General features: G+C 65.9%; 11 protein-coding genes. 1 reads left to right on the forward strand and 10 read right to left on the reverse strand.

The features are described from left to right. Positions 1-135: 135 nt before the first annotated feature. The 10 genes from UC35_RS23600 to UC35_RS13490 all read right to left on the reverse strand — a co-directional run bounded on the left by UC35_RS23600 (position 136) and on the right by UC35_RS13490 (position 11,368). A complete protein-coding gene (locus UC35_RS23600; RefSeq protein ID WP_145979445.1) occupies positions 136-1,059 on the reverse strand; it encodes a hypothetical protein in 924 nt (307 codons plus the stop codon). Between the two features lie 455 nt (positions 1,060-1,514). Then, positions 1,515-2,990, reverse strand: coding sequence for an AgmX/PglI C-terminal domain-containing protein (locus tag UC35_RS23955; protein WP_158513900.1), 1,476 nt, complete (start codon positions 2,988-2,990; stop codon positions 1,515-1,517). 22 nt (positions 2,991-3,012) lie between these two features. After that, on the reverse strand, positions 3,013-3,486 hold the full coding sequence (locus UC35_RS13455; RefSeq protein WP_158513901.1) for an ExbD/TolR family protein: 474 nt from the start codon (positions 3,484-3,486) through the stop codon (positions 3,013-3,015). Positions 3,487-3,556: 70 nt separating this feature from the next. Further along, complete coding sequence (locus tag UC35_RS13460) at positions 3,557-3,982, reverse strand: biopolymer transporter ExbD (RefSeq protein ID WP_061500518.1); 426 nt, start codon at positions 3,980-3,982, stop codon at positions 3,557-3,559. Between the two features lie 37 nt (positions 3,983-4,019). Further along, a complete protein-coding gene (locus UC35_RS13465; protein ID WP_082793169.1) occupies positions 4,020-4,703 on the reverse strand; it encodes a MotA/TolQ/ExbB proton channel family protein in 684 nt (227 codons plus the stop codon). Positions 4,704-4,724: 21 nt separating this feature from the next. Next, on the reverse strand, positions 4,725-5,033 hold the full coding sequence (locus UC35_RS13470) for a hypothetical protein (RefSeq protein ID WP_145979448.1): 309 nt from the start codon (positions 5,031-5,033) through the stop codon (positions 4,725-4,727). Beyond that, complete coding sequence (locus tag UC35_RS13475; protein WP_061500524.1) at positions 5,030-5,701, reverse strand: tetratricopeptide repeat protein; 672 nt, start codon at positions 5,699-5,701, stop codon at positions 5,030-5,032. The genes UC35_RS13470 and UC35_RS13475 overlap by 4 nt, the downstream gene beginning before the upstream one ends. Continuing rightward, on the reverse strand, positions 5,698-8,955 hold the full coding sequence (locus tag UC35_RS13480; protein WP_061500526.1) for a tetratricopeptide repeat protein: 3,258 nt from the start codon (positions 8,953-8,955) through the stop codon (positions 5,698-5,700). Before UC35_RS13480 ends, UC35_RS13475 begins: the two co-directional genes overlap by 4 nt. Continuing rightward, positions 8,952-10,832, reverse strand: a complete 1,881-nt coding sequence (locus tag UC35_RS13485) for a tetratricopeptide repeat protein (RefSeq protein WP_227820324.1) — start codon at positions 10,830-10,832, stop codon at positions 8,952-8,954. The genes UC35_RS13480 and UC35_RS13485 overlap by 4 nt, the downstream gene beginning before the upstream one ends. 11 nt (positions 10,833-10,843) lie before the next feature. Further along, positions 10,844-11,368: a hypothetical protein gene (locus UC35_RS13490; RefSeq protein ID WP_061500530.1), complete on the reverse strand. Its 525-nt coding sequence runs from the start codon at positions 11,366-11,368 to the stop codon at positions 10,844-10,846. Between the two features lie 515 nt (positions 11,369-11,883). Between UC35_RS13490 and UC35_RS13495 the strand changes: the two genes are divergently transcribed. Continuing rightward, entirely contained in the window at positions 11,884-20,442 is an 8,559-nt protein-coding gene (locus tag UC35_RS13495) for an isopeptide-forming domain-containing fimbrial protein (RefSeq protein WP_061500532.1), read from the forward strand. Positions 20,443-20,450: the final 8 nt, after the last annotated feature.

A 20,450-nucleotide genomic window follows, 5' to 3' on the forward strand; every position in this document is an offset into this window, starting at 1 on the left:
GCAGCGTCATAGGTCAGTTCAGAAATCGCGCTAGGTTACGCGGACGGGTCGTGGGCACCGGCTGTGCCGAGCGTGCGCCGGATGAAACAGGGTCCATTTGCTTCGAGCCATACGGTGAAGTGGTCCGAGCCACCTTCACCACGCCGCTCGAACGAACGTGGTTTGTCCTGTCAATGCTTTTGCTTGCAAGGCGGCCAGTCTTCTTGCGTGCTCGACAAGCGCTGCCCGGAGCGCCTCGCTACCTGCTGGCGAATCGTGTGGCAGTGCAAGTCCGATAGTCCCACTTTGACAGGTCTCGAAATAACGAGTCGCCGCCTTGTCCCGTTGAATCAACGACCTCGCACAGAGAATCAATCTCTGCTCTCCCAGCTTCGAGTCCAGCAGCGCGATCCGCGAAATACCGGCTTGAAGATTCCCAGCTGATGATGTCGACGTCGACTTGCCGTCTTGCTCGGGCTCGCGGTGCTCCACCGCGCCGTTGACCAAGGGCACTTTCCACCCCAGCGCCTGGTTCAAAGCCGAAACATAGGCATCATCCCACGCGGAACCTCCTTCCATCACCACGCTCGCAAGCCATTTCTCATGTTGTTCCCGGGACAAAACTGTCGCTCTTTCCTTGGGCAGAGGGGGAATGCTGATCGCGGCCTGCGCGGACCCGTCGTCGGTGGGTTTCGCTGCCGAATTCGCGCCGCTTTCGGTCTCTGATCGCTTCTGCATCTGCGGCGCTTCACTCGCGTTCTCAGTGTTTGGTGCGGGTTTTGCATCGGGCACCTTCGACAGTTCGATTGCGGCGAAATACGGCAAACTAATTGCAAAGAACGGCAGCATGACTGCCGGCGAAGCATAGGCAGCGTAGAAGATCAGACATTTGAATGTATTGAGAATTGGCGCACATGGATCGTCGCTAGCCTTGGGCGGCGTTGATCCTTCCTTGTGAAAAACCACCATCTCGACGGTCCCGTCTGGCGGGATCGTCTGGCTATCAGCAAGCTCGCCGTAGACGATCTGAGCTTGCTGCAGTCGGTCGATTGGCGATAGCAGATCCACGGGGATCTGCATCTGTCGATCGAGGGGAGGGTGATTCTGTGTCTGTTGATCTGCAGGAGGACGATGCGCGCAGCCACCGAACAGAGTTAGACATGCGGCGGCAAGTGAAATGCCTTGCAGTACGCGAAGCCTGGTTCTCACTGAATTCCTCACTTCAACGGCAGCCGTCTAAGCACGCGTTGAAATGTCTGAAGTGATGCAAGCGAGTCAATTGGGCCTCCAGCGACAATCGGCGTGCGCATAGCACCCGAGCGTGCCACCAACTGAGGCATTTGCCTAGTGTGCCCTCTCACGGCAAAGGTTTGCGTCGGCTGAAGTCCATGTGCCCGCCGGCTTGACATGGCGCCACACAGGTTCAGCGCCAGCGACTTCTTCCGCAGCGCCAAGAGCCATCCCGCGGCTTCCGCGCCCTCGCCTCGGCCGGGCGTCTCCCGCGAGCGGGAGAGCCGGAACTGGACGTCGGCGGATCAAGCAGCCGGCAGGAAGTCGATCGGATAGACGATCGTGATCGACGGCACGCCTTGCTTTGCACCGAAGTCGAACTTCAGCACGCGTTCAACGACGTCGGCGGACAGCGCCGGGGAGGCGAGATCCGTCGACTTCACCGCGCACGCGGACACGCGTCCATCGGGCTCGATGGTCAGGCGCAGCACCATCTTGCCGCGCAGGCTGGGGTCGTTGCGCAATTCGCGGTTGTAGATTCGATAGAGCGCGGCCTTGTAGCGGTCGAAGACGATCTGGATCTCCTCGTCGGTCCGGGACGGCGCGGCGCCATGGCTCAACGGGCGAGCATCCGCCATCGCGGCGCCGGTGCCGCTCTGCACGCGCGCCACGTTGACGCCACCGCCCGCGATGCGGCCACCGCCACGGCCGCCTCCGGGGCCGGTGCCGGTGCCGCCGCCTCCGGTGCCCGTGCCACCACCGCCTGCTCCGCCCCCGCCATCGCCGTCGCGGCTGATCGCAGCCACGTTGATGCCGCCGCTGCCGCCGCTCACCTGGGACGTGATGAGCGAACGCGTCGTCGCCGTTCCGGCTGCGATTTGCCCGGTGTTCGAGACCGCGCCTTCCGCGCCCACCTTGGCGGGCCCGGGACTGTCGAGCAGGCCGGCAAATTGGTGCTGGTGCGCCAGCACGCCCTTGCTCTGCGCCGAAGCACGCGCCGCCTGTTGCGTATCGGCGGCGGCCGGAGCGGGTGAGGGCGAGTTGTCCGTCGATGCCTGCCGCGTCGGCTGCTGGTTTCTGGCATTGGCCGCCGTGGTTCTGTCGGTCGACTTGTCCTGCCGCTTGTCCTGCGGCTTTGGCGGCTCCTCCTTCTTCTTGACGACGAGCTGCGCCACGTGCTCGGGAATGAACGCCTCCTGCTTGGCCACATGGCCGGGCTTGAAGAAGAAGATGAGCGGACCGCAGGACACGGAGATGAGCAGGCTCGCCAGGAGCACCTTGCGGTAGCGCCGGTCGTCCTCACCGTTGCGGGACCACGGCATGACCAACGGCCGGTATGGAATCTCGGCGGGATCGCGAAATACCTCGAACTCGTGGCGGAGGTTCTCAGTCTCCTCCTCGATGTCGACCAGCTCGCTGTTGAGGCCGCGAAGGTTGTCGGTCTCGACGTTGATCTCGGACTGGACCTGGTGGCGCTGGACCTCGATGGCCGTGACCTTCTCCTCGAACGCGGCAATGTGCCCGCGCACCCGATGCAGCTGGTCGTCGGGTTGATACCGCGTGGTCTCGCGGTTCCAGAAGAGGTCGACTGCCCCTGCGGCATCGAGCTCGCGCAGGGAGTCCAGGATCGTGCCGAGCAGTTGGTACTTGCGCCGCTGGCTCAGGCAGCCGTCGAGCTCGGCGTCGAGCCCGGCAAGTCGCCGCTCGAGCCCATCCAGGGCGCGGCTGACCCTCTCGATGCCGAGAGTTTGCTCTTGCAGTGACAGGGTTGATGTATTCACAGCGGACGGGCCCCGTTTGTCTTCACTTCTGGTTCACGGCGAATGAGATCTTCCCGTAGCCGGCGTCGCTGCTCGACACCATGATCTTCTTGAGGACCTTGTAGGGGACGTTGCGGTCGGCCACGATCGTGACCTCGGTGTCCACCCCGGCCTGCTCCTGCCGCTTCTCGGCCTCGCCCTTGATGCGCTCGATGGCCTGGCGGATCGGCGCGATCTCGGCCTCGTCGCTGGCCACCACGTCGCGCATCGAGATGACAGGTTCGCCCTGGATGCGCACGTCGCGGTCCGACAGGACGATCTGGATGGATTGCCGCGGCAGCGTGTCGACCCCCGAGTCGGGAAGCACCACGTGGTCTGGAGTCTCCAGGACGATGCCGCTGCTTTGGTTGACCAGCAGGTACAGCACCAGCACGATGAAGATGTCCATCAGGGACGTCAGCATCATTCCGGTGGTGTCGCCCGCGCGTTCCTTGTGCGCTCTTCTCTTCCTCGACATCGCAATGCTCATTGGGGAACCTCCGTGCTGCGCACTGCGGTGCTATGAGTCTTCGGAGCGGCCGGGCGGCTCATGGCGCGTCTCCCACCGTCACGTTGGGGAAGAGCGTGATGCGAAGCGGGCTGGAACCTTCCCGGCGCGCCGGAACCTCCGCGAATTTCAACGCGTCCATCACGCCAATCATGGCGGCGTAGTCGATGTCGGGCTCCATGAGCAAAATGACATCGCGCTTGCCCGGATTCTGGTCTTTCAGGAGCTTGAGCTTCTGCGACAGCATGGCCGTGTCGTACTTGTCGCCCGCTTTCGGCAGGCGGTCCGTGACCTTCGTTCCGTTGCCAATCTCCAGCGACTCCTTGCGCAGGATCACCTCGATCACGACGGGAGGCGTTTCCTTGTTCGCCTCGGTCGAGCCGCCCAGCGGCGGCATGTTGATCTCCTGGATGGTGATCTTCGAGAAGACCGCCGACAGGAGCAGGAAAGAGACCAGCACGACCATGATGTTCAGCAGGGTCGTGAGCTCCAGTTCCTCCGACTCAGGCCGTTTTCTTTTCTGCATAGTCGTGGAGGTGCGAAATGCGGGCCGTCGCGCCGGCACGCACGATCATGTTGACTGTCTTCAGCGCGGCGATCTCGAGACCGGCGACGATCTGGCTCGCCTTGGTGTGGAGCAGCGCGCTGAAGGTCAGCATCGGCATGGCGATCAGCAGGCCGGTGGCCGTGCAGCTCATCGCCTCGGAGATGCTCAGCGACAGCAGTGCGGACTTCTCGGAAGGTGCTGCCGTCGCCACGGCCGCGAACGCGCCGATCAGGCCCACGATCGTGCCGAACAGGCCGAGCAGGGTGGCCAGGTTGGCGAACAGCGCGAGGTACGAGATGCGCTTCTCGAATTGCGGCGCGATGGACTGCATGACCTCCTCCATCGCGAGCTCGATGTCGTTCCTGCGGCGCACGACGCCGTGGTTCTCGAGTCCGACATTGAGCAGCGTCGCGACGGCCGACTTGTCGTCGCGCGTGAGCTGGCGGGCCTGGTCGAAGTTTCCCTCGTGCAGCAGCGGTTGGATCTGGTCCCAGGTCCGGCGATTGGCGCGTGTGGCGCGTATGAGGACGACATAGCGTTCAAAGACCATGCCCAGACCGATTGCGCCCACGGCGAGGATCGGAATCACCCAAATGCCGCCGGCGGCAAGGAACTTGATTGCGCCTGAAACGTAGTTCATTCCCAACTCCTTCAATTCACGTTAGTTGCGGTTGCTCAGCTTGTGGAAGTCGATTTCGCGAAGAAAAGATGGCTTGTCGATGGGCGTGATCTCCTGGCTCAGCAGAGTCGACTTCAAGTCGGTATCGCGTCCGATTTCCGAACTCTTCCAGGGGATGATGGTCAGCGACTTGGGCGTTTCGCTGTTGCCCACGATCGACATGCCGGACACCTCCTTGGCTTCTTCGCCGTCCGGCTTCTTCGAGGGCGTGTCCTGCCTGGCCTTGTCCTGGGCCATGGCAGCGCCCACGCAAACAAGCAGGCATGCGGCGGCGATCGTCTTGGCTCTCATGGACGCTCCTTGGTGCCGGTACGCTTCTGGAGATCGGCAATCCAGATCTCCACGTCCTTGTCGGTCGGTGCGCTCGCGGCGTAGGACTTGTAGTGCTCGATGGCGCACGGGTAGTCCTTCAGGTACAGGTCGCACAGAACGCCAAGGTTCTTGTGAGCCATGGCGAAGTGCGGGTATGTCGCCAGCGTCTTCTCGTACAGCGTGCGGGCTTCGGCGAATCGCCCGCTCCTGCGGTACAGCAAGGCGAGCTCGTTGGCGGCCACGGGGTTGTCCGGCTCGATGGCCAGCGCCTCCTTGAGCCGCGTCTCGGCAAGGTCTTGCTTGTCCAGCTTCTCGTAGACGAGCGCCAGGTTGATTGCCGGGATGGCGTTGTCCGGCATGGCGGCGGCGAGTTTCTTGAATGCGTCGACGGCTTGCTCGTATCGCTCGGCCTTGACGAGTGCCATGGCCGCGTCGAACTCGGCCTGCACCTGCGGCGCGACGCTCGGTTCCGGCTTGATCTTCGCCGATCCCCGCGGGTTGCCAGGCTGGGTCGCGGCGCTCGCCGTCGCGGCAGGCGAGGGCGCAGCCCGCGGGGCGCTGCCGCAGCCCTGGAGCAGGACCACCAGCGACAAGGCGGATGTCAGGTACGCGCTGCGGCCGACGGCTTGCGTGATGGCGCGACTCATTGCTTCACACCTTCCGCGGTGGGCACTGGCGTCGGCGGGCCGTCAGCCGGTGCCGGGACCTTGGGCGCGTCCTTGGCGGTCTTGTCGGCGATTGCGGCGACTGCGGCGACTGCGGCGACGACCGGCTCGCGGCGCTCGGTGAGCCTGTCATAGGCCATGACCCGGCTGAAGGTCTCGACGTATCCGCTGCTCTCTTCGAACCTCGCATAGCGCGCGGGGACCAACTTGGCGAGCCTGGTGAAGCTCTTCCCGACCCACTTGTTGTAGATGCCGAGCTTGACCAGGTCCGAGTTCTTCTGGTGCACGTCAATCGCCTTCTCCTCGAACGGAAAGGCCTGTTCCTCGAGGGCCAGCTCGTATTGCTCTTTCACCGCGCCGGCGAGGTTCGCGGGGCGCTGCGACTCGATCAGCGAGCGGTTGAAGTCGTAATACATCTCCGCGAGGTAGTAGCTCGCCGCCGCCGTCGTCTCGCCGATCTCGTAACGCAGGATGGCTTCGAAGCCGTCCTTCACCTGCTTGAGTGCGGCCTTCTTCTTCGCCAGGGTCTTGTCGATGGGCTCCACCAGCTTGATCTGCACGTACTGTTCGTACGTCGGCTCGGTGAGGACCAGCAGCGAGGAGGCGGCGAGGTAGCGGGTGCGGTCGGTGCGGTCCTTGCCGCCGGCGGCATCGGCGTCGATGATGGCCCTGAGCTCGGCCTGATAGGCCGTCGTGTCGTTGCGCGCCTTCAGGATGCCTGCGATCTTGAAGCGGCTTTCGACGGCCACGTCCAGCGGCTTCGGGAAGCTGGCGATGTAGCGGCGATAGACCGCCACGGCCTTGTCCGTTTCCTTCGCCTGCGCATACAGGTCGCCGGCGAGCTGCAGCGCCGCGCTCCGGACGTCGGCGTCCTTCGACTCGGACTCGGTGCGCTCGTACTCGGCGGCCGCCAGTGCGAGCTTGCCTGACTCGCGGTACACATAGGACAGCTTCTTCGTCACTTCGGGCTGCAGCTTGTGTCCCGGATAGCTGCCGCGGAACGCCGTCAGCATGCTGGCCGCGCCGTCCCAGTCCTTGAGCTGGATGAGCGCCGCGGCGCCGTCGTAGTCGGCTACCGGTCGGATGGTCGATGTCGGGGCCGCGCGGGCGACGCGCGCGAAATGCTGGGCGGCCGTCTTGTAGTCGCCTTGCTTGCCGGCTTCCTCGCCTTGCTTGTAGATCGCGGCGGCCAGGTTCTCGATCAGGTTCGGGCGCGCCTTGTCTCCTTCCGGAACGAGCGGCAGAGACTGCATGTAGCCTTCCTCGGCATCCTTGAACTGGCCGAGTTCGAGCGACGAGTGCGCCAGCGTGACCCATGCCGTGCGGCGCAGGGGCTGCTCGGCATTCGGGAACACGGCGATGAACCTGCGGCTGGTCGGCACCGCCAGCGCGTAGTTCTTCATCTCGAAGATGTCATCGATGGCCGCGGCCATCACCAGGGGCGCCTTGTCGTGATGGGTAAAGGCCTCCGCGAACTTCAGCGAGCTGCGGATGGTGTCCTGCCTGACCTTCTGTTTGTCTTCGGCAGCGGCAGCGGCCAGGCCCTTTCGATGGGCATAGACGGCGGCATAGCCGGCCTCGGACGCCTTGTCGTGGGCGGGATAGTCGTAGGCGGTGCGCTCGAACTCGACCGCCGCCTCGGCGAACGAGCCGTTCTCGAGAAGCAGGTCGGCGAACTGGTGGTTGACGGCGGGCGACTCCGGCTCCTTCGGGAACGAGGCCAGGTACTGGCGATACCAGTGCATCGATTCACGGAAGTTCCCGGGCTTGTCCTTCTCGAACTTCTTCTCCTGGTACAGGGCGTGGAAGTGATTGGCCAGCTCCTTGAGGCTCGCCTTCACGTAGCCCACCACCTCGGGGAAGGCCTGGATGTCGAAGTGATTCCAGTACGGCGACTTGAGGCCGTAGTTGACGACGAATTCCTTGTTGGCATCGATCACGAGCTTGGGGAATCCGCCGCGCTTGTAGATCTCGATGACCCGCGTGTCGTAGTGCGGAGCAACCTTGTGATAGGGCTCCCGCTTCACGAAGGCCTTGTAGGCAACCGCGGCGTCGTTGTAGCGAAGCTTGTCGACGTAGTACTCCGCCAGGTTGCCGTAGACGTTGACCTCGTAGCTGCGCTTGCCGAACTTGGTGAAGTACGCGGTGACCGCATCCGCTCCGCCCATGTTGGAGAACGCGAGGCTGATGACGCGATACGTGTCCTCGACGCGCTGCTGCTCCAGGTTGTCCTTCGGCTTGTCGAAGTCGTAGCCGGTCCTGATCTTGTGGTCCAGCACGGCCATGAACTGCTGCAGCGACTCTTCGTACATGTCTTGCTTGTAGAAGGTCCAGCCGAGCTTGTAGAGTGCGAGCTCGTAGAACGACGAGGCGGGTCCCATGCCCGCGACGGACTTGTACGCCGCTTCGGCGGCGAGCCACTTGCGGCGCGTGAAGTGGTATTCGCCGATCCGGAACTGCAACTCGTCGACGTAGCGCGACTTCGGATATTCCTTCACGATGCGGCCCATCACGCCCATCGCCTTTTCCGTCATTCCGAGCTCGTCGTACGCGCGTGAGAGCTGGTAGAGCACCTGGTCGTTGCGCTCGTAGTGCGGGTACCTCTCGAGCAGCTTCTGGTACAGCGCAATCGCTTCGCCGGCTTCGCCCTGCAACTCGGCCGCCGAGCCGTCGGGCGCGGCGATGGGAGCCCGCGCCGCCGGCTTGATGGCGTCAGCCTGTGTCGCACGCGCCTCGAAGTCGGGGCTCGAGTCCTTGGCCGGGGTCTTGTCCCGGGCGGCGTTGCTCTTCGTCTTCTTGCCCGCCAGGGCCAGCTGCTCGGGGTTGGCGGCGGGGCGTTGTGCGGGCGTGGCGCTCGGCAGCGGCTTGGGCAGCTGCGGTGCGGCGGCGACGGCGACGGAAGATGCCGCAGCGACGGGGCTGAGCAGGCCTGGCGCGTCGCGCCGCGCGGCCATCTCCTGGTTGCGCTTGACGCCTTCGAACGTGCCGTATTCCTTCTGGATCTTCAGGTCCGCCAGCCGCCGCATGGCCTCCGGCGCCATGCCACCTTCCGGTGTCTGGTCCAGGAACTTCTTGTAGCTCTGGATGGCGAGGTCGGTGCTGCCGTCGACCTTGACGTCCGTCAGGTCGGGCGCGGACTGGCGCAGTTCGCCGATGGAGCCCGTGTTGCTCGTGTGCGTGGCGCACGAGGCCAGGAGCAGGAGCCCCGGCAGGGAAAGGCGGCGCAGGGGATTCATTTCGACGCGCTCTCCTGCTTCTTGTTGGCGCGGTCGTAGCTCTCGGCAAGGGCGAACCGGGCCTGGACCTGGTATCCCTCGAGCCGGGTCCGGCGCGCCTCGAGCTCATGGATCGCCATGGCTTCGAGCAGGTTGCCCTGCCGCGCCATCAGCTTGGCCACCTTGTCCCGGGCGTCCTGCACCCGCGGGCGCAGCGCGCGCAGCTGGTTGTCGTATCCCTTGTAGCTCTGGGTGGCCGCCTGGCGCGACCGCACGAACGAGCGATAGATCGTGTTGAGCCGGTCCACGTCGGCATCGAGCTCGTGCAGGTGCCTGTAGGCGCGCGTGAGCCGGTCGTCATAGGTCGTGCGGATGTTCCAGAGCATCACGCCTTGCAGCCGCTTGATGCGCTGGCGTGCGTCCTCGCCGGACGCGCTCGTGTCGTTCCTGTACTTCTCGCCCAGTTGCGCGAGCTGCTCGCGCAGGACCCGCTCGTCAGCGGTCTCCAGGAAATCGGGGCGGGGCGACACGAGGAGCTTCTGCAGTCGCTCGTGCAGTGTCTGGCGCTGCTCCATGCGCAAGCGCATCTGGGAGTCGAGCGCCTTGAAGCGCGTGTCGATGCCGGGGAGCACGCCGTCGTAGTAGCGACCGCGGATCTCGATGATTTCGGCGAACGAGTCGAGCGAGTCGGTCCATGCCGCCAGGTTCTGCCTGAGCTCCTCCAGGTCGAAATAGTTCTGCAACGACTCCTGGAATTCGTTGGAGGCCATCAATTCGAGCAGGTAGTAGGTCTCCGGGGTGTCGGGCAGTTCTCGCAGCCGCACGACCCAGTTCCGGTCCAGCTTCGACTCGGTGCGGACCAGCGCCTGCAGAAACTTGCCTTCGCGGATGCTCTTGAGCGAGGCGTCGAGCTTGGTGAGCTCGGCGCCGAAGTTCTGCAGCGCCACGGCATAGAGCTGCGCGGCCCGCCCGTGCAGCTCGAGCTTGCTGTACGCGTACGGCGCGCCGAGCAGGCCCTCCTGGACCGCCTTGTCCGTGCTGTTGCGCTTGATCAGGATCGACCACGGCACGAGCGCCCGGTCGAACTGTCCTTCGGCGGCGTCGGCCCACCCGGAACTCAGCAAGGCCTTGTTGGAAAAGGGGCCGGTCAGGCGCACCCGGTCGAGGTACTGCTTGGCTTCGGCGGCTTTGTTGGCGGAGATCAGGCGGTTGCCCAGCAGCAGGTTGGCCTTGTCTCTGATGGCGAGGGTTGCTTCGTCGCCCGAGTTGATCAACCCGGCCTTCGCGAGCTCGCCCAGGCCGGCGGCCTCCTGGCCGCTTTGCATCAAGGCGATGCCGAGGTTGTAGGTGGCAAAGCCTTCGAAGCCCTTCTGGTCCTTGATTCCCTGCAATAGGTTGATCGCGGCTGGAAATCTGCCGACATGCAGGTAGATGTTCGCTCGCAGCAACTTTTCTTCGTTGCGAATCTTTTCCGGGATGCGGCCCTGTACTTTTTCGATGGCGGCAAGCGCGGACGTCGCATCGTTCTTCTGCATGAAGATGCGCGCGAGCCGCCATGCCGCTTCGTTTCGAATCGCCTCGTCGACGTTTCCCTCCAGCACGGCCTTGACGGCACGTCCGGCGCGCTGGTGCATTCGGTAGGACAGCTCGAAGTCGCCGACGGAGAACTCGGCCTGGTTGACCTGGTAGTGCAGGGGGTCGAGTTTCGGATCGTCGAGGCGGTGAAACTGCCAAAGCTCGGTGTCAAGACGGGTGATGGCGTCGAAATAACTGCCTTGCGCCGCGTGGAAATAAGCCTCTCCCAGATAGAGGTCCTTGGCGCGCACCTTTTCCGCCGGCGGCGCCGAATGCGCCAGCGGGGCGATGAGCAGTCCGATGAGGCAAAGAAAACCTCGCATCACGTAAACCGCTATTCCTTGAACTGGATGGCCTTGGCGGACGACTCGGAGCGATCGACGACGATCTCCAGCAGCTTGGGCTCCACGGCCTTCTTGAACTTGTAGGTCGCCACCTGCCGGAAATCGGCGTCGTTGCCGCTCTTGCCGATCACCAGGACTTCGAGCGAGTGCTCGCCGGTCCGCACGTTGCCGGTGTGGATGCGCTGGACGCCGCCGTTTTGCAGCGCTTCGAGTTCCTTGAACGTGTAGACGTGGTCCGCGGCGTCCTTGCCGTCGACCTTGATCCGCACCGAGTCGAGCCGCAGCTTCCCGCTGCCGGCGAGGCTCACGAACAGCGCCAACTGGGTATTGGAGGGGTACAGCAGCTTTTCCTCGAGCTGCATCAGCTCCGAGGAGATCGCCAGCATGTCCTTCTTGATGTCCTGCACCTGCTCGTCGAGCCCCTTGATCTGCTCCTTGGGCGCCTGCTGCGCCAAGGCCGCAGAGGTCAGCGTGCTGAAGGCGGCGGCGACGAGGAAGTTAAGAAAGCTTTTCATGTGGCAATGACAGGCTAGGCCTTGAGTGCAAGTTTTCCGGAGCGCATGCCCAGGCTGCGCAAACGGCGCTGACAAAGCCATGGTCGAAGTTGCTCAGTCAGTTTGTGCACCACTGGATGACGAGTCTGGCGTGATGCTGCCATAGGCTTTTCGTTTCCTGCTGAGCTTCGTTGTGGCGCGGCGACGGAAACATCGCGAGACTGTATCCATCCGTTTTGACCTGCTCACGCGTGGAATACATCACGCAATTACAGGGAACACAGCGAAAGCCTTGCGTCTGGGCATTTCACACTGTTTCAAATCCGCGGCGGCTGCGGTCCGGGTTCCGGCACCGTAGCGACAGCCGATGAGTTGGCGGGGAGCGTGGATGCGATGGACCAGACATCTCGATGTTCGACGGACGAAACGCGAGGCACTCATTGCCTCTTCGGCGTTGTCCTGCATCTTTCGCGTTCGGGTCTATCCCCCGTTTCGAAAAATCAAATAACAGCAGTTTCGTGACCAGCATTCTGAAAATGACCCGCCGCATCGGTGGCGGATGGCTCGTCGTGCGCCTGCTCGCGCTGATGTTGCTCCTGGGAGGGGCCTCGTCGGCGCAGGCGGGGGCGGATTTCTGCAGCGGCTACCCGGTCGTCAACGGGTTCCACGTCATCGACGGCAACGACCCGGCCCTGACCCCCCTGACGCTGCCGTCCTCGATCGGCATGGACGCCAACTGCAGCTTCAGGAACTTCCCGATCTCGGCGAAGTGGCCGCAGGGACTGACCTCGACGCTGAACTTCAAGTCCGACGGGTACCTCGCGATCTTCGAGAACCTGTACTTCGGCGGGAACATGGCCTGCGCGACGACGACGACCAGGATCTGGTTCGTCAACAACGCGATCTACAACCCCAACAACTCATGCCAGGACCTCTTCATCCCGGTAGAGGCCATCCAGAAAAAGGCGCCGGGCCCGACCGCCACGATCGGGGTGCCCTTCACCTACACCCTCACGGTGCCGGTGATGTTCGACCCGGCCACGAACACCACCTACGCGCAGCCGTCGGTCAACACGCTGTCCAACGCGACGATCTACGACGACCTCGCGGCGATCGGCGCGTCGGCCACGTATGTCAGCAACACCGCCTTCCTGGTCAACGGCGGGTCACGCACCGCGATCGGCCCGCTCGCGCTCGGCGCATCGCCGGCGACGCTGTCGTCGCTGGGCATTCCCGCGTCGGACAACACGAAGCACATCGTCTTCTCGTCCGACGCCAATCCGGCGCTGACCAGCGTCGCCCCCGGCACGCAGATCGAGATCCAGATGACGGTGGTGCTCGACGACGTGCCGTCGAACGTCGCGGGCACGCAGTTCACCAACACCGCCAAGTGGTGGTTCGGGCGCGTCATCAGCGGAACGACCTATGCGCCGCTGCCGGGTCAGTCGGGTGTCTCGCCGCCGATGACCATCGTCGAGCCCGGCCTGACGCTGCAGAAGACGAGCGCGCTCACGAATCTCAACGTCGGCACGGCCGCGCCCTTCCGGCTCAACGTGCAGAACGCCGGCGCCGGCGACGCATGGAACGCCACGGTCACCGACATCCTGCCCACCGGGATGTGCGCCGCCGATCCGACCCCGACCGTGACGGCCCGGGTGTTCGCCTCCGATGGCGTCACGCCGGTGTCGGGCGTACTCGCGGCGGGCACGGACTACACGGTGACCTACAGCGGCTGCCAGCTCGGCCTCACGATGCTGTCGGCGGCGACCAAGATCGCACCGACGCAGCGCCTGATCGTCACCTACCAGGCGCGCCTGGACGCCGGCACGGGGCCCGGCCTCACGTTCACCAACGTCGCGGGCGCCACGCAGTGGTACAGCGCCGCCAGCGGCAGCGCCGCGCGCCGCCAGTACAACCGGACGCTCACCAACGGCACGCCGGGCACGCTCGATTTCCAGGACGCCTACACCGTCACGTCGACGACCCAGGGCTATTTCTTCCTCAAGTCCGTCGGTGACCTGACGACCGGTGTACCGGTTGCGACAGTAGCGTTTGCGGGCGACCGTCTGCGCTACACGCTGCAGATCCAGAACTTCACGTTCCCGCGACTCAACAACATCACGATCACGGACGACCTCGATGCACTGAACGCGACAGCGGCGTTCGTGCCGGGGTCGCTGGCGCTCGCGAGCAGCGACCTGCCGGCCGGCGTGACGTTGACCGTGAACCCGACCGGTGGCGCCAAGGGCACCGGCTCGATCAGCATCAACGGCCTGGACCTGCTCAAGGACCAGCAGTACCAAGTCCAGTTCGACGTCACGCTGGCACCCGGCGTCGCCAGCGGCGCCACCGTGCTGAACCAGGCCAGCCTCACCGGCACGGACGAGTTCGGCGTGGCGTGGGCCGGTCTCAGCGACAACCCCTATGTCAACGGGCCGTCCCTGCTCGGTGCCACCGGCGATGTCACGCCGGTCCAGGTCTACGCGCCCGGTGCGCTCGCCAAGGCGAACACCCAGGCCAGCGCCACCATCGGCCAGCAGTTCAAGTACCGCATCACGGTGCCGGCCACGCCGTCGACCGTGCCGCTGTACGACGTGCGCATCCTCGACAACCTCGGGCTGTCGGCGGCCAGGCTCGGCTTCGTCGGCGCGAGCGTCGTGTCGGGCGGCAGCTGGAACCTGACCAACACCGGCAGCCCGACCAATCTCGTCCTCCAGGACACCACGACAGGCATCGACATCCCCGCCGGCAGCCAGGCGGTGATCGACATCACGGTGGTCCTGCAGAACGTCGCGAGCAATGCGAACGGCCTGACATTCACCAACAGCGCCTCGTACACGTACAACAAGATCAACGGCGACAACGCGACGCAGGCCATCGGCGGGGGCGGCACCACCGCCAGCATGACCGTGGTCGAACCGGCCCTGGGCAGCGTGAAGGCGGTGAGCTATGTCTCGCCGGCTGGCAAGGCCGCCGGCGCTGCGGCCGCGGCCGGCGACGTGCTGCAGTACACGGTGACGGTCACGAACAACGGCACCGCGACGGCCTACGACGTCGACGTGATCGATCTCCTGCCGTCGAACCTGTCGCTGGTGGCCGGCTCGGCGACGGCCACGATCAACGGGGTCGTGGTGAGCGGCTTCGTGGCGCAGCCCACCGTGCTGGCCAGCGGCGCGCTGGTATGGGGCGCGCAGAACGGCGATGGCCTGCTCGACATCCCGGTCGGCGCCACGCTGGTGCTGAGCTACCGGGCCACGGTGCTGTCGGCCAATGGCACGCCGATCATCAACAGCGTCTACACGGATTGGGGGTCACTCGACGGCGGTGCGGCGGGCGAGCGCAACGGCGCCGGCTGCCCGAACGCGACCGCGCCCAACACCTATTGCGCAGGACCGGCCACGTCGACGGTGAGCGCGCTCGATCCCACCGCGCTCGCCAAGACGGTCGGCGCCGACAGCTGGGCGACCGCGCCCAGCACCGCCACCGACTCGACACTGCGCGTGGGTGACACCGTCCTCTACACGCTGGGCGCCACGCTGCGGGAGGGCACGACGCAGAACGTCGTGATCACCGACACGCTGCCCGCGGGCATGGCTTTCGACAGCGTGGTGAGCATCAACGGCGACACGAGCTCGCCCTATTCGCCGGCGGCGCCGTTCAGCCACGGCGACTTCACCGGACCCGTGGTCAGCGGCAGCACGGTCAGCTTCAACTTCGGAAACGTCGTCAATGCCGTCGACAACAACGCCGGCAACAACGTCTTCGTCATCCAGTACCGCGCCCGCGTGGTGAACACGCTCGCGCAGCTGCCCGCGGCGCAGCAGTTGAGGAACGACGTCGCGCTCAACTACGCCATCGGAGGCGCGGCGGCCACACCGAAGACCTCGAACGCCTCGATCAACGTGTGGCAACCGGTCCTCGGCGTGTCCAAGAGCGCGGCACCTGCAGGGGGCGACAACGTGCTCGTCGCGGGCGAGTCGGTCACCTACACGGTGTCCATCCAGAACACCGGCAACGCACCGGCGTACAACCCGCACCTGCAGGACATCCTCCCGGTCGGGATGCGCAACGCCGCGCCTGCCGCGGTGAGCGTGAGCCTGGTCAACGCGGGCACGACCTTGCCCGCCGTGACGCCCACCTACAGCAGCGCGACCGGCATCGCCACCTGGAACTTCGTCTCCGGCGTCGCGGGCCAGTATGCGATCGCGCCGGGTGAAACGCTGCGGCTGGTGTACCAGGCCAAGGCCGACGCGGCGCTCGGCGCCGGCATGGTGCTGGCGAACCGGGCGCAGGTGCAGCACTACTACTCGCTCGACGCCACGGATCCGAACGCCAGTTTCCGCAAGGACTATGGCGCGACGAGCGCGGCGACGGTGCAGCTCACCACGGCCTCGGCCACCGCGCTCGCGAAGCAGGCGCTGGCGACGAGCGCCGGCATCGGGCAGCCGTTCACCTATCGCATCACGCTTCCGGCCACGCCACAGCCCACGGCGATGCATGACGTGCGAGTCCTGGACGACATCGGGCTCGCGACCACCGGCGTGTCGCTTGCCTACGTGAGTGCGAGCGCCCGTCTGGCCTCGAACACGAAGACCTGGGCGACGCTCGCCAACGGCGGCACCGCGACGAACCTGGCGCTGCAGGACACCACGACCGGGGGCCTCGACGTCCCGGCCGGCGACCAGCTCATTGTCGACCTCGTGCTCGTCCTCGGTGACGACATCGTGAACAACACGGCTGGCAAGCAGTTCACCAACACGGCGAGCTACACCTACAACAGCGTCAACAACGACAACACCACGCAGGCCAACGGCGCGCCGGGTGCCAGCGGCGCGATCACCATCGTCGCCCCTAACCTGAGCCTGCAAAAGAGCGGCCCGGCCACGATGCGCGTGGGCGTGCCCGGCACGTTCACCCTGGACGTGCGCAACACCGGCACCGGCACGGCATGGAACGTCGTGCTGTCCGACATTCTGCCCAACGTGACGACCGCGCCGATCGGCGGCATGTGTGGCGCGGCGCCGGCCAACGTCACTGCGCGGGTGTACCAGGCCGATGGTGTGACCCCCGTGTCCGCGAACCTGGTGAACGGGACCGACTTCACGACCAGCTTCGCGGGTGCGCCCGCTTGCACGCTGAGGATCAACCTGCTGAGCGCGTCAACCGCCCTTGCGCCGACGCAGCGCCTGATCGTGACCTACGGCGCTTCGCTCGATGCCGGCTCGAGCAGCGGCATCACGCTCACCAACGTCGCCGGCGCCATTCAATGGCGCAGCGCCAACCCGGCCATCGCCGGGAGTTCCGGGGCCATCCACACCTACGACAACACGCTGACCAACGGCACGCCGGGCGTGCTGGACTTCCAGGACGCGCATGCCCTCACCACCGAGGCGCCGGTGCTGGAGTTCCGCAAATCCGTGGTGAACGTCACCACGGGGCAGAACCCCGGCAGCAGCGCGCGACCGGGCGACGTGATGCGCTACACGGTGACGGTGAGGAACGTGAGCGCCTTGCCCGTGGGCGCCGCGACGCTGACCGACGAGCTCGATCGCCTCAGCGCCGCGGCCCTGTTCGCGCCCGGCAGCCTGCGACTCGTTTCCGCACCGGCGGGCGCCACCAGCAACACCAATCCGAACGGCGGTGCCAAGGGCACCGGGCTGCTCGAGGTGCGTGGCTTAAGCGTCGCTGCCACGGGCTCGGCGGGTGATTCGCTGACGGTCGTGTACGAAGCGCGCCTGGCGCCGGTGATCAAGAGCGGCGCCGTGGTGCTGAACCAGGCGCAATTGGCGAGCGCGACGAGCCCGACCCTCAACAGCGACGACCCCAACGTCAACGGCGCCGACAACCCTGCGGTCAGCGGCGACGAGGATCCCACCCGCACGGTGGTCACGTCCAATCCGCTGCTGCAGGTGAAGAAGACCTCGCTGGACATGACCGGCGATGCGGCGATCCTGCGGTCGGGTGACCGCCTGCGCTACACGATCACCGTCAAGAACATCGGCACCGAGAGCGCCGTGGGCGTGACCCTGCGCGACCTCGTCCCGGTGAACACGACCTATGTCCCGGGCAGCACCACGCGGGGCGGCGTGGCCGTGCCGGACGCCGGCGGCGTCTCGCCCTTGCAGGCCGGCTTGCAGATCCACGCGCCGGAAGATCCCACGCCGGGCGCCATGCGTGCGGACGCCTCGCCCGCGCCGGCCAATGTCGCCACGATCACGTTCGACGTGCGGGTCAATGCCGGCGTGCTCGACGGCACGCTGATCAGCAACCAGGGCTTCGTCAACGGTTCCGGGGCAGGCAGCGGCGTGTTCGCCGAGGTGCCCTCCGATGATCCGAGAACGCCCGCCATCGGCGATCCGACGCGCGACATCGTCGGCCCCTACGCACTGCTGGTGGCGCGCAAGACGGTGGCGCTCGTCGGCGACACCAACGGCAACGGCGTGCTCGATCCGCTCGACGTCGTCCGCTACACCATCAGCATCGACAACCCGTCGGGGCTGGCGGCGACCGGGGTTGTGCTGACCGACCTGGTGCCGGCCAACACCGCCTACGTGGCCAACACGGTGACGCTGAACGGCGCACCGGTCGGACGGCCCGATGGCGGGGTGTCGCCGCTGATCACGGGGATCCCGGCGAACTCGCCTTCGAGCGCCGCCGGCACCATCGCGCCGCATTCCGGCGCCGTGATCACCTTCGATGCGCGCGTGAATGCGGGTGTCGCCGCGGGCACGGTGATCAGCAACCAGGGCACCCTGGCGACCGAACTGGGGAGCCAGCTGACGGATGCGGATGGCGACAGCGCCAACGGCTTGCAGCCGACCACGATCATCGTCGGAAGCGCACAGCAGGTCTCCATCACCAAGGCCGTCCAGGTGGTCGGCGGTGGCGACGCGCTGCCCGGCTCGCAGCTCGAGTACCTCGTGACGGTGACGAACACCGGCGCCGCGGCCGCCACCAACGTGGTGGTCACCGATGACCTCGGCGCGCCTCCCCTGCCGGCGCAGGTCGCCTATGTGGCCGGCTCCGCCACGCTCAACGGCGGGGCGGCGGGCGTGAGTGTCACCGGTGCCCTGTTGCGGGCCGACTACGCGGCCACCCACGGGAGCCTGGCGCCGGGTGCGAGCACACAGCTGCGCTTCCGGGTGCGGATCGCCAATGGCCTGCCGCTGGGCACCCTCATCACCAACACAGCCCAGGTGGCGTGGAACGCGCCGGCGCTGACCGCCTCGGCCAGCGCCGCCATCGCGGTCGGTGCCGCGGCGGGCACGGCGAGCCTCAACGGCAGCGTGTGGCACGACGCCAACCTCAACAAGGTTTCCGACGCCGGCGAAACCCCGCTTCAGGGCTGGACGGTCGACGTGCTGCGCAACAAGGTGCTCCTGGGCACGGTGACCACCGACGCCAACGGGCAGTACGCGATCAAGGGCCTGTTGCCATCGACCACGCCCGCAGACCAGTTCACGCTGCGCTTCAACGCCCCAGGCGGCGGCGCCAACACGGCCAAGCTGGGCCGTGCCGAATCGCCCTTCGTCAACGGCATGCAGCTGATCAGCGGCATCGCGGCGCCGTCGGGCAGCAACCTCCAGAACCTCAACCTGCCGCTGCAGCCCAACGGGGTGACCTACGACTCGATCGTGCGCACACCGGTGGTGGGTGCCGCGCTCGACATGGTGCGTGCGGGCAGCTCGGTGCCGCTGCCGTCCGCGTGCTTCGATGACCCGGTCCAGCAGGGGCAGGTCACGCCGGCGGGCGGCTACTACAAGTTCGACCTGAACTTCAGCGATCCGTCCTGCCCGTCCGGAGGCGAGTACCTCATTCGCGTGACGCCGCCTTCGGCCTACATGCCTGGCGTGTCGAAGGCCATCCCGCCGATGTCGCATGCCGGCACGCCGTCGTTCCGGGTGGCGAACTGCCCGGGCACGTCGTCCGATGCCGTCCCGGCGACCTCCGCGTATTGCGAATCGCAGCCGTCGGACGCCGCGCCTGGCCTGGCGGTGGCCGCCGCGAGCGCGGGCACCAACCACTACCTGCGGTTGATGTTCAACAGCAGCGTCCTGCCGGCGACCAGCCAGATCTACAACAACCACGTCGCGATCGACCCGCGCCTGGCCAACGCCGTGTCCATCACCAAGGTCGCGGGGCTGCAGAACGCCCCGCGAGGCCAGCTGGTGCCCTACACGATCACCGTCACCAACACGATGGCGGTGACGCTGACGAGGCTCAGCGTCGTCGACACCTTCCCGGCCGGCTTCAAGTACGTGCCCGGGTCGGGCCGGGTCGATGGCCAGCCGGCCGAGCCGGCCGTGGCGGGCAACCAGCTCACGTGGAGCAACCTGCAGCTGGCCACCAACGCGAAGCGCGTGATCCAGCTCCTGCTGATCGTCGGTTCGGGCGTGAGCGAGGGCACGTATGTCAACCGGGCCCAGGTCCTTGCCCCTCAGCTGGGCACCGTCGCATCGGGCGAAGCCACGGCAACGGTGCGTGTCGTCGCCGATCCGACGCTCGATTGCACCGATGTCATCGGCAAGGTGTTCGACGACGTCAACCTGAACGGCTACCAGGACGAGGGCGAACGCGGCCTGCCCGGCGTGCGTCTGGTGACGACCGCCGGCCTCATCGTGACGACCGACCCGCATGGCCGATTCCACCTGACCTGCGCGGTCGTGCCCGATCCGGACCGGGGCTCCAACTTCATTCTGAAGATCGACGACCGCTCGCTGCCCGCGGGCTACCGCATCACGACCGAGAACCCGCAGGTGCAGCGCGCCACGCGCGGCAAGATGATCAAGTTCAACTTCGGCGCCGCCATCCACCGGGTGGTGAAGCTGGATCTGGCCGACGGCGTGTTCGAGCCCGGCACGGCCGAAATGCGCATCCAGTGGAAGCAGCGCATGGCGCTGCTGCAGAACGAGCTGAAGAAAGCGACGTCCGTGCTGCGGCTGTCGTACCTGGCCGAAAACGAGAACGACAGCCTGGTCAGGGAGCGGCTCGAGTCCATCCGGCGCCAGATCGAAGCGGCCTGGAAACGCGGGGGCGGCGCGTACGACCTGACCATCGAGACGGAAGTCTTCCGGCGCACAGGGGCCTCTCGATGAACGCGCCG

This window comes from Ramlibacter tataouinensis, from assembly GCF_001580455.1.
Classification (GTDB): domain Bacteria; phylum Pseudomonadota; class Gammaproteobacteria; order Burkholderiales; family Burkholderiaceae_C; genus Ramlibacter; species Ramlibacter tataouinensis_B.

What these genes read in the sequence shown, in the direction of transcription:
- UC35_RS13460 (WP_061500518.1), bottom strand. Translation starts at nt 3,982, where the DNA reads ATGGTCGTGCTGGTCTCTTTCCTGCTCCTGTCGGCGGTCTTCTCGAAG.
- UC35_RS23600 (WP_145979445.1), bottom strand. Translation starts at nt 1,059, where the DNA reads ATGCAGATCCCCGTGGATCTGCTATCGCCAATCGACCGACTGCAGCAA.
- UC35_RS13495 (WP_061500532.1), top strand. Translation starts at nt 11,884, where the DNA reads ATGACCCGCCGCATCGGTGGCGGATGGCTCGTCGTGCGCCTGCTCGCG.
- UC35_RS13470 (WP_145979448.1), bottom strand. Translation starts at nt 5,033, where the DNA reads ATGAGAGCCAAGACGATCGCCGCCGCATGCCTGCTTGTTTGCGTGGGC.
- UC35_RS13490 (WP_061500530.1), bottom strand. Translation starts at nt 11,368, where the DNA reads ATGAAAAGCTTTCTTAACTTCCTCGTCGCCGCCGCCTTCAGCACGCTG.
- UC35_RS13475 (WP_061500524.1), bottom strand. Translation starts at nt 5,701, where the DNA reads ATGAGTCGCGCCATCACGCAAGCCGTCGGCCGCAGCGCGTACCTGACA.
- UC35_RS13455 (WP_158513901.1), bottom strand. Translation starts at nt 3,486, where the DNA reads ATGTCGAGGAAGAGAAGAGCGCACAAGGAACGCGCGGGCGACACCACC.
- UC35_RS13465 (WP_082793169.1), bottom strand. Translation starts at nt 4,703, where the DNA reads ATGAACTACGTTTCAGGCGCAATCAAGTTCCTTGCCGCCGGCGGCATT.
- UC35_RS13485 (WP_227820324.1), bottom strand. Translation starts at nt 10,832, where the DNA reads ATGCGAGGTTTTCTTTGCCTCATCGGACTGCTCATCGCCCCGCTGGCG.
- UC35_RS13480 (WP_061500526.1), bottom strand. Translation starts at nt 8,955, where the DNA reads ATGAATCCCCTGCGCCGCCTTTCCCTGCCGGGGCTCCTGCTCCTGGCC.